The sequence below is a fragment of the Nostoc sp. EspVER01 genome (assembly GCF_034530635.1).
Lineage (GTDB): Bacteria > Cyanobacteriota > Cyanobacteriia > Cyanobacteriales > Nostocaceae > Nostoc.
Map to the genome: position 1 here is coordinate 41,507 of NZ_JAVRCS010000045.1, position 8,875 is coordinate 50,381.

The following is an 8,875-nucleotide window of genomic DNA, read 5'->3' on the forward strand; positions in this document are numbered from 1 at the left end:
GCATAATGGCTCTGTGAAAACCTTCTGGAAGATGGATTCAAGGGTTAGTTCGATGATGAAGCATTATATTCTCAACCTCAATCCGACTGCCAAGCATGAATGGGATCGGTGTATTTTACGTGACCCGCTGACTGCCAAACGCCCAGACATTGCTAAACTAATTGCCGAAGCAGTTGGTGCTGATACAGGTAGTTATTTGGTCAGCGTGAATATTGAAGTTCAAGTTTTGCAGCAAGCGGCAGTACCTCAAGCCGAACAACTCTCGCTTTCATTTCCAGAAGTGAGTGTGCCCTCACAACCACAACTGCGGGAAGCGGCTTGAGGCTACAAAATCGCTCATTTGGAATATCTGCGTAACCAGTTTAGTGTAACTAAGTTGGAAGCAAGATTAGCGTAGCTTGCCGCCGTAGGAATCGCTCAACAACTCTCTGATTTTGAATCTCGTGAATTAGTTGGTTTGTAATCACACCCATAAACCCCAGATGTGAATCTGGGGTTATCTAAACAAAATCGGTGATTGTAAGATTAGAGAAGTAATTATAATCTGTGGGACAGCAGTTGGGAAATTTGCTGATTAATAGTTGCAATATCAAAACGCTGACTAGCAGTAGTCCTGGCATTATTAGCTATAGTCGCAGTTATTTTCGTCTCCTGTAAACAAGTGATAATTACTTGTGCAAGTTCCTGGGGTTTTCCTGGTGTTGCTAGAAAACCATTAAGGCCATGTTCTACTAATTCCGTTGCGCCCCCAGCTTTGGCTGCAACTACAGGTTTTCCGCATAGCATCGCCTCTACAATCACTCTACCAAAGGGTTCTGGCGAAGTAGATGTATGTGCCACTAAGTCACAAGCTGCCATTAACTGGGGAATATCAGAACGAAATCCTAAAAATTTGACGCGGTTTTCTAATCCCAGTTCACTAACTTGTTGGTGTAACTTTTGAACATAATCTTGTTCGCCAAACAGTGCATCACCTACTAAAATTGCTATCACATTATGCGGACATTTAGCCAGGGCATCAATTAAAATATGCTGACCTTTCCAAGGTGCAAGACGGCTAAAGTGTCCAACGACAAATTTTCCTTCTAATCCTAACTGTTGCTGTAATTGTTTAATATCAGACTCATCAGTTTGATAAATTTTTGGATTAAAGCCGTTATAAACAACTTCGATGATATCTGGGCGTCCTCCTGCTTGCACAAAGGCAGTTTGACTAGCTTGAGAATTAGCAATTACTAATGATGCAAAACGATTAGCTAAGTTAACAGCAATGCGCAGATTAGTTTGGCTAAAATGTTCTTGGGAAAGAATATCATGTAAATGATAAACCAGAGGGCGACGACTGAAAAAACTTGCCAATGCACCGACAACTAATGCTTTTTGGGTGTTGGCATAGATTAAATCGTATGTCCGCGCTTTTTTAACTACCTTACTAATCAGAGGTACAAGTTGTCCCAAACTCTTGAATCCTTGTAGCAAACTGCTTTCTTTGCGAACTTGGATTGTTTGAGTTGTGAGAACTTCTACTGGGATATGATTTTGTTGTAGTAAATCTTTAAACGATCCATCTGCAAATAAACCTACTAAAGCGCGATCGCCATAAGGTTTAGCAATATCTATTAAACATAATTCGGCACCGCCTGGTTTACCGCTTTGGTCTAAAAAAAGAATTTTCATAAAACCTCTAATTTATCTAATTTGACCCACGCAGCAACCATAAAATCTATTACAATTATTTGTTTAAGCTAATAAAACATTCCGTACTTGCTGGGCAATTTGATTCCAGTCGTAGTGTGTGGTGGCATAGTGGCGACAGGCTTCTCGTGAAGGTATGGGGATATTTCCCAAAAGTGCTTGTTCTAATTTTTCAGCAATAGCTAAGGCGTCTGTTGAAGTAGTAATTAAATCTGGTGAAAATTCTGATAAAATTTCTGGCATTCCCCCAATTGGAGTACATAAAACAGGAGTACCACAGGCTAGAGACTCAACTATTACTAATCCAAATCCCTCAAAAGATTGGCTAGGCATAATAGTCAATTCAGCCGCTTGATAAGCTATGGGTAATTGCTCATCAGGTAGAAAACCTAAAAATTTAACGTTGTCAGCTAGTCCTAATTCTGTAGCCTGTTGTTGTAGTGCAGCTTGGATGTGACCACGACCTGCGATCGCTAGCCAAACATCTGGTATTCTGGGCTTAATTATAGCCAGAGCTTGCAATAATTTGTCAACTCCGGTTCGATGTACTAAGCGGCGTGATGTAAATATAATCTGGCGATTAGTAGGCCAGCCTAACTTTCTACAAGCCTCTTGGGGTGATAAATTTGGTTGAAACCAATTAATATCAACTCCACCAGGAATAATATTAATTTTGTTCCACGGTACTTGATATTTATCATGTAAAATTTTCCCAAAAGCTTTGCTCAAAACAATGAAGCGATCGCAGCGATTATAAGTATTTTGTTCTATTAGCCAGTGTTTAATTAAAAGACTGAGGTTTTTGTTAACAACTTCCTGCTGACTCTCAGAAGCCCAAGGGCCATGAAAGTTAAAAGTAACTGGTACTCCCTTTGGTAAAATATCTAAAATCGGAAAGCTGTATAATGCAAAGTGCAAATTAATAGCATCTGGTTTGCTGGTTCTTGTTTTCTGGAAGTTCGTGCGAATTGACCATAATCTTTGCCAAATAGCACTATCCGGACTCGCCAAGTTAGTCAGCTTAATGGGCGAATTTATTTCAGTCTCTGGTAGACCGACTCCGCATAATTCAATCTGGTCTTGATTTGCGGCTAATTTATGAGTTAGTTCGTAAATATACCTTTCTAGTCCTCCAGGACTTTTGGGAAACCAGCCTAATCCCAGAGTGAGAATAGATGCAGATGATGAAGTAAAATTTTCTAGTTTCTTTTCCACTAATGTATCTCCTATAAATATACTAAAATGGGCGCACATCTGTGCGCTTTTACATCTGTATCTATAACTGAATCAATAGAATTTATGAATACACATTACCAATAATAATTTTTGTATAGAAAACCAATTTATAAACTATTTATATATCAACGTCAACAAGGAATTAAAACTGTATTTTTATTAACTCGATTACACTTAGATAGATATATATATATGATACCTATAAATTCAGAAATGTGAATGCTATATAGGGAGAGAGAAAAGCTGCTACAAAGTAATAAATATAGAATGTTTTTGTATTAATATTTACCATTCTGATTTAAAAATAAGTAAATATTAATACCTTAACTCGACTATATCCATTTTTGTCGCAACGCGAACGCCTAAGCTGAAACCTTTGTGGGAAGGGAAGTTTACTTTTTTAACTTCATCGATATCTGTGACGTGGAAAAAGTATTTACCAAAAATCTAGAATTTTTACCGGATCAATAAAACCCAGTTATTAATTTTGGATAAAGTCGAGCTTAAATAATATTTTAAAGATATTAACTGAAAATTTAAAGAATAAGGGCAGCTACATAAAGCTGATGTAAAATAATTTGCTACTTATATATCGCTCTGCAATCACTCTGTTCAACGAAAAATCTCAGCCAAATTTGAAAGCAAGAGTAATTGAGGTAATAAATAATGCTAATGCTTAGTACTTGTTTCGTTCGCTGATTGGTAGAGAACTAAGGCGTTTTCACGTAAAATTGCTACAGAAATTGTCTCAGCTTCAGCTACAGTTATGTCAGAATCTGTAATTGCTTGCTCTAGCACTTCCCCTAAAATCTGGCGACCCCACTTTGCACCCAAGTAGTACAATTCTGGAATTGAGTGGGCATCAGAAGAATACATCAATTTAGTAGTGGGAGTTAATTCTAACATCTGCCTGATTACTTCCCGCATTCCAGATACGCTTAAAAAGGGTATTGCCAAACCGAAATCTAGATAAACTTGGGGATATACAGAAGCTAAATAACCAGCCTGCTGCATATAAGGATATGAAGCGTGTAGCAATACTATTGGTACATGGCGATACTGCGGTAACTCTAGTAAATATCGCAGATTTAAAGGATTAGCCAATCGTAAATCTAAATCGGGATCGCCGTAGCCAGTATGAAATTGCACTGGTAAGCGGTATTTTGCTGCTACTAATAATGCCTGTTGTAACAAAAAATCAATCAGAGGTTTATCTGTCAGTCGCAGAGGTTGATTGTGCAATTGTTGTTTGAGGTTGTCAAAGTGAGCCGCCGCCACCTCGTCAGTTACCGATTGAATATCCAAACCACTCCGGTAACAGGCAATACTTTTAAAAGCTACTACTCCCAGCGGTGGGGGATCGAGTTCACTGTTGAATCTGGCTAGGAAAGTAGCAAAATCAGGAGATTGCAAAATTAGCTGTTCTGCTAATAGTTCTAATCTCAAAATCCGTCGCACAGGAATAAACCTTTCATGCCACGACAGAGGTAGGATAGTTTCTGGCTGCAAACCATCATCTAAGTAAATTGCCTCTAGGTTAGCAGCCCGAAAATAAATCTGCGTTAGTTCTTCTAATCCGAGACTTTCCCGCCGTGCCAAAATTGCTGTTTCTTCAGCTTCGCAGTTCAATAAAGCAGCAATATCGCGCAAGCTACGCCGATAAAAGAATGTATGACGGGCATGGTAGTTGATGATTTCTGGATCGTAGCCTTCAGTAAAGGCAGCTGCATAAGGAGACTGGGCAGCTACCTCTGGTTTTAAGATGTTGTGGGCGTGTTGGTCAATTAAGGGAATATCAGCCAGATTCATCTGTAGTAAGGAGTAGAGAGTGGGGTGCTAATATTTTTCTAATAATGTTTTCACTTCTGCCGTTAATTCCCAATCTTTCATTGCTTGCCACTCTGCTTGACGCACTGCTAAGAACGCTTTGGCTAACTGGGGATTTAAAGCTGTTAATAGGATATCGTCTTGCTGGAGGTGAGCGATCGCTTGCCCCAAATTATTTGGTAATAAGTCTATTTTCTTAGCATTGTGCTCTTCAATTGATAAATATCCGGGGTCTTGATTGACTGGGTTTGGTGGTGTGAGACTGCGCTGTACACCATCAAGTCCGGCTGCAATGACTGCTCCTAAAGCTAAGTAAGGATTAGCTGAGGCATCTACAGTTTTCAATTCAAAGTGGCTGGGACAGCCCAAAGCAGGGTCACTAGGAACTCTAACGGCAGCCTCCCGATTATCTAATCCCCAACAACGGAAAGCACCACTCCAACTATGAGGAAGAATGCGGCGGTAAGAATTAGTACTTGGGGTAGTTAGTGCCATCAGTGCCGGCAGATGGTGTAGGATACCAGCGATGAATTGTAATGCCACCTCAGAAAGACCATAGATACTCTGAGGATCGGGTAATAGATTTTTCTCCCTATGCCAAAGGCTCAGATGGATATGACAACCACTACCAGCTGCATCCGGGAAAATTTTGGGTAAAAATGAAGCGATGAGGTTGTGGCGGTGGGCGATCGCTCTGACAGTTTCTCGAAAAGCAATTTGCCAATCAGCTGCTTGTAAAGCATCGGTATAGCGCATGGAAATTTCTTGCTGACCTGGGCCTGATTCAGGATAATACTGTTCTACAGGTATACCTTGGGCAATAAGTGCATCAGCGATTTTATCAATTACTTCGCGGTGGAGATCCATTGCTTGAGTTGAAGCAAAAACTGTGGAGTCAGCCGGAATGATGCCATCAGGTGTTTGCCGTAGTAAATAAAACTCATTTTCAAAGGCTGCTCGTACTTCCCAACCAGTTGATTTAGCTGCCGCAATCATCCGCTTCAAAAAATTTCGCGGGCATAACTCCCAAGCAGCACCATCTAATACCATATTGCCCATGACACGAGCATGACCAGGACTATAAGGTAAAGGCTTGAGACTAGACCAATCTGGGACTAAGCGAATTTCACCTACTGGCCCTAAATTTGTTTCTGGCACAACTGCATCATACATTACGGGAACTCCCTGCTGCCCTACAGAAATCCCTACTCCATGTTCAAAGTAGTGAGCTAACATTCCCAGATGCACAGCTTTGCCACGGATAATATTAGCATTATCGCACCAAAGAACTCGCACAAATTTAACATCAGCTTCTTCAAGATATTTTCGTATTTTTTTAAAGTTATTTTTTTCAGCCATTGTTAGTTATTTTTATTTTTACTCGATTATTTTCTCATAAAAGTTATGGCAGAGTGATATCAGACGCCGTGTCCATACATAGACCGGATCTTAAGCACTTCAAAATAGTTATATTTTTTTACGGATTTCATAAACAATGATTGTATATAAATAATTAAAACCTGAAAATTATATGATAAATAAATTACCGACGCGGTTAAAAAAACTACGTCACAAGCTCAATCAGCACATCAAAAAATTATCTAATACTAGATATTTACAAAGAAATAAAACTTTCAATTTTTTATTCAGTCTGACCATTGGAGTTATTGTTACTACTCTTGGAATTACAACAGACTGGGCGACAAATGGAACAGACACGCTTACACATAATACTATTGGCAGTGAAAACCTGCGGGGTAAAAACACTACTGAAATACCCAGGCTTACAGACAAAATATCGCCAATAAATAATACTATTGGCAGCGAAAATCTGCGAGTACAAAACAATACTGAAATACCCACACTTACACACAAAATATCACCAATAAGTAATACTATTGGCAGTGAAAATCTGCGAGTACAAAACAATACTGAAACACCCGCGCTTAACTACAAAACATCGTGGATAGGTAATACTATAGGCAGTGGAAATCTGCGGGTACAAAATAATATTGAGGCAATGTATGTTGCTCCTGATGGCACGGTTTATACTAACAGCCATTGGGATGAGGCGGCAATGGAGGCAGGAATATATAAAGATGGTAAGGTTATTGCTGCCCTTGGGGATACTCATGGCTGGAGTCGTGGCGGTGGCAAAGCTGTAACCGCAAATAGTAAATATGTTTACATTGCCATGACTCAAGGTTCGAGGGGCGATACAAAAGAAGATTACCCACCAGAAGGAACAACTTGGTATAGCGTTAGACGCTATGACTTATCAGGAAAACCTGCGCCGTTTCCGAATGGACGTGGTTGGGATAAAAGTATGTTGATTACCAGTACTAAAAGTGAAGTTACTGGATTAGCAACTGTGGGAAGCGAGTTGTATGTAAGTGATTTTGCGGCGAACCGCATTTGTGTTTATGATACTGAGACGATGAAGGAACTCCGCAGCTTTACCTTTGCTAATCCGGGAGCAATAACTATCGATCCACAAAAAAATCTGTGGATTATTCAAAGTAAAAATGGTAGTAAGCCTGCCAAGATTCTCCATTATTCCCAAAGTGGCAAGCAATTGCCCCAAGAGATTGCAGATATCGTTGAACCAACTGCGATCGCTATTAATCATCAAGGTAAGCTGTTAGTAGCAGAAAATGGCCCGCGTCAGCAAATGTTGACTTATGACATCAAAGATAAACCGATACAGGTGAGTAGTTTTGGTTCTAAAGGCGGTATCTATGCAGGAGTTGCTGGTGAAGTTCGAGATTTGAAACTTTACGGACTTACCGGAGTCGGTACAGATGCTTCCGGCAATATCTATATAAATAGTAATGGTTTCAACAAATCAGGAACAGATTTGCGGAAATTTTCGCCATCGGGAAAACTAATGTGGCGATCGCTAGGATTGATATTCGTCGATAATGCAGATGCCGATCCTAAAACTGATGGTGTAGATTTATTCACCAAACAAGAACACTATCTGATGGATTACAGTAAGGCTGCTGGTAAGCAGTGGACTTACAAAGCCTACACCTTAAATCCTTTCAAATATCCTCAAGATCCACGTCTGCATACATCACCAGATGGAACCTTTGTTCGCCGCATCCAAGGGAAGCGGTTTTTGTTCCTCACAGATATGTATAACAGCTTTCTGCAAATCTATCGTTTTAATCCAGACACGGATGGTAAAATAGCCATCCCCGCCGGCATGTTTGTCGGTACTAATGGCGCAGATAAACCATTTATTAAGGGAAATTGGCCACCGCATCAGCCAGAACAAGGCGAATGGATCTGGCGCGATCGCAACGGTAATGGCAAATTTGAAAAGAATGAATACGATCGCAGCAAAGATTATCCTCATCTTGGCGGCTGGTGGGTAGACAGCAAAGGAGATGTTTGGAAAGCTTTGCGAACAGAAGATGGCATTCGACACTATCCTTTAAAGGGAATAGATCCTAAAGGCAACCCCATCTACAACTATAGTTCGATGGAAAAGCAAACTACTCCCAAAATATTTAACGACTTGCGGCGGATCGAATATTTCCCTGAAACAGATAGTATGTTTTTGTCGGGGTTTACGATAGATCGCCCTGCATTTGGTGACGATGCTGGAGTTGCTGGATCTGAGATTGCCCGTTTTGACAATTGGAGTAAAGGAAATCGTACTCCCAAATGGCGGATTGTAATACCCTACGACAGAACCGGGAAGCGTGAAGTGTCTACAGCAGCAATCAGTGTGACGGGAGACTATGTATTTGCCGTGACAGTCAAAACCGCAGAGGTATATGTCTACAATGCCAAGACGGGAGCGCAAGTACAACAGTTAAAACCAGGCCCAGAAGTTGGCAGCGAAAGTGGCTGGATTGATATACCCTACGGTATTCGCGCTTTTCGGCGTTCCAATGGTGAGCATCTGGTATTTGTGGAAGAAAATTGGAAAGGAAAAGTGATTATGTATCGGCTGGCGGGGTGAGTATTTATGGTAATTACGACATAATATCATGTCCGCTTGATTACTTACTAAAACCCAAGAACCCCACCCCGCCAAAGCTGCGCTTTGTCTCCCCTCCCCGCTCTTCGGGAGGCAGGGTGGATTAATTGTCGGGAGAGAAAAAGT

6 protein-coding genes are annotated in these 8,875 nt (G+C 40.6%); 2 read left to right on the forward strand and 4 right to left on the reverse strand.

Annotation, left to right across the window (positions count from 1 at the left end):
* The first annotated feature begins 52 nt into the window (after nt 1-52).
* Nucleotides 53-322 (forward strand): hypothetical protein, encoded by a 270-nt coding sequence (locus RMX69_RS25835; RefSeq protein ID WP_069069307.1) that lies wholly within the window; start codon nt 53-55, stop codon nt 320-322.
* Nucleotides 323-537: 215 nt separating this feature from the next.
* On the opposite strand, the gene RMX69_RS25840 is transcribed toward RMX69_RS25835, so the two are convergent.
* From RMX69_RS25840 to RMX69_RS25855, 4 genes are all read right to left on the reverse strand, one after another.
* Nucleotides 538-1,677, reverse strand: coding sequence for a glycosyltransferase family 4 protein (locus RMX69_RS25840; protein WP_322639137.1), 1,140 nt, complete (start codon nt 1,675-1,677; stop codon nt 538-540).
* A gap of 63 nt (nt 1,678-1,740) precedes the next feature.
* A complete protein-coding gene (locus RMX69_RS25845) occupies nt 1,741-2,910 on the reverse strand; it encodes a glycosyltransferase family 4 protein (protein WP_322639138.1) in 1,170 nt (389 codons plus the stop codon).
* A 690-nt stretch (nt 2,911-3,600) separates the two neighbouring features.
* Nucleotides 3,601-4,740 (reverse strand): amidohydrolase family protein, encoded by a 1,140-nt coding sequence (locus RMX69_RS25850; protein WP_322639139.1) that lies wholly within the window; start codon nt 4,738-4,740, stop codon nt 3,601-3,603.
* A 27-nt stretch (nt 4,741-4,767) separates the two neighbouring features.
* Nucleotides 4,768-6,117 carry a glutamine synthetase family protein gene (locus RMX69_RS25855; RefSeq protein ID WP_322639140.1) on the reverse strand — a complete coding sequence of 450 codons (1,350 nt, stop codon included), beginning with the start codon at nt 6,115-6,117 and terminating at the stop codon, nt 4,768-4,770.
* Nucleotides 6,118-6,289: 172 nt separating this feature from the next.
* On the opposite strand from RMX69_RS25855, the gene RMX69_RS25860 reads away from it, so the two are divergent.
* Nucleotides 6,290-8,731, forward strand: a complete 2,442-nt coding sequence (locus RMX69_RS25860) for a hypothetical protein (protein WP_322639141.1) — start codon at nt 6,290-6,292, stop codon at nt 8,729-8,731.
* Nucleotides 8,732-8,875: the final 144 nt, after the last annotated feature.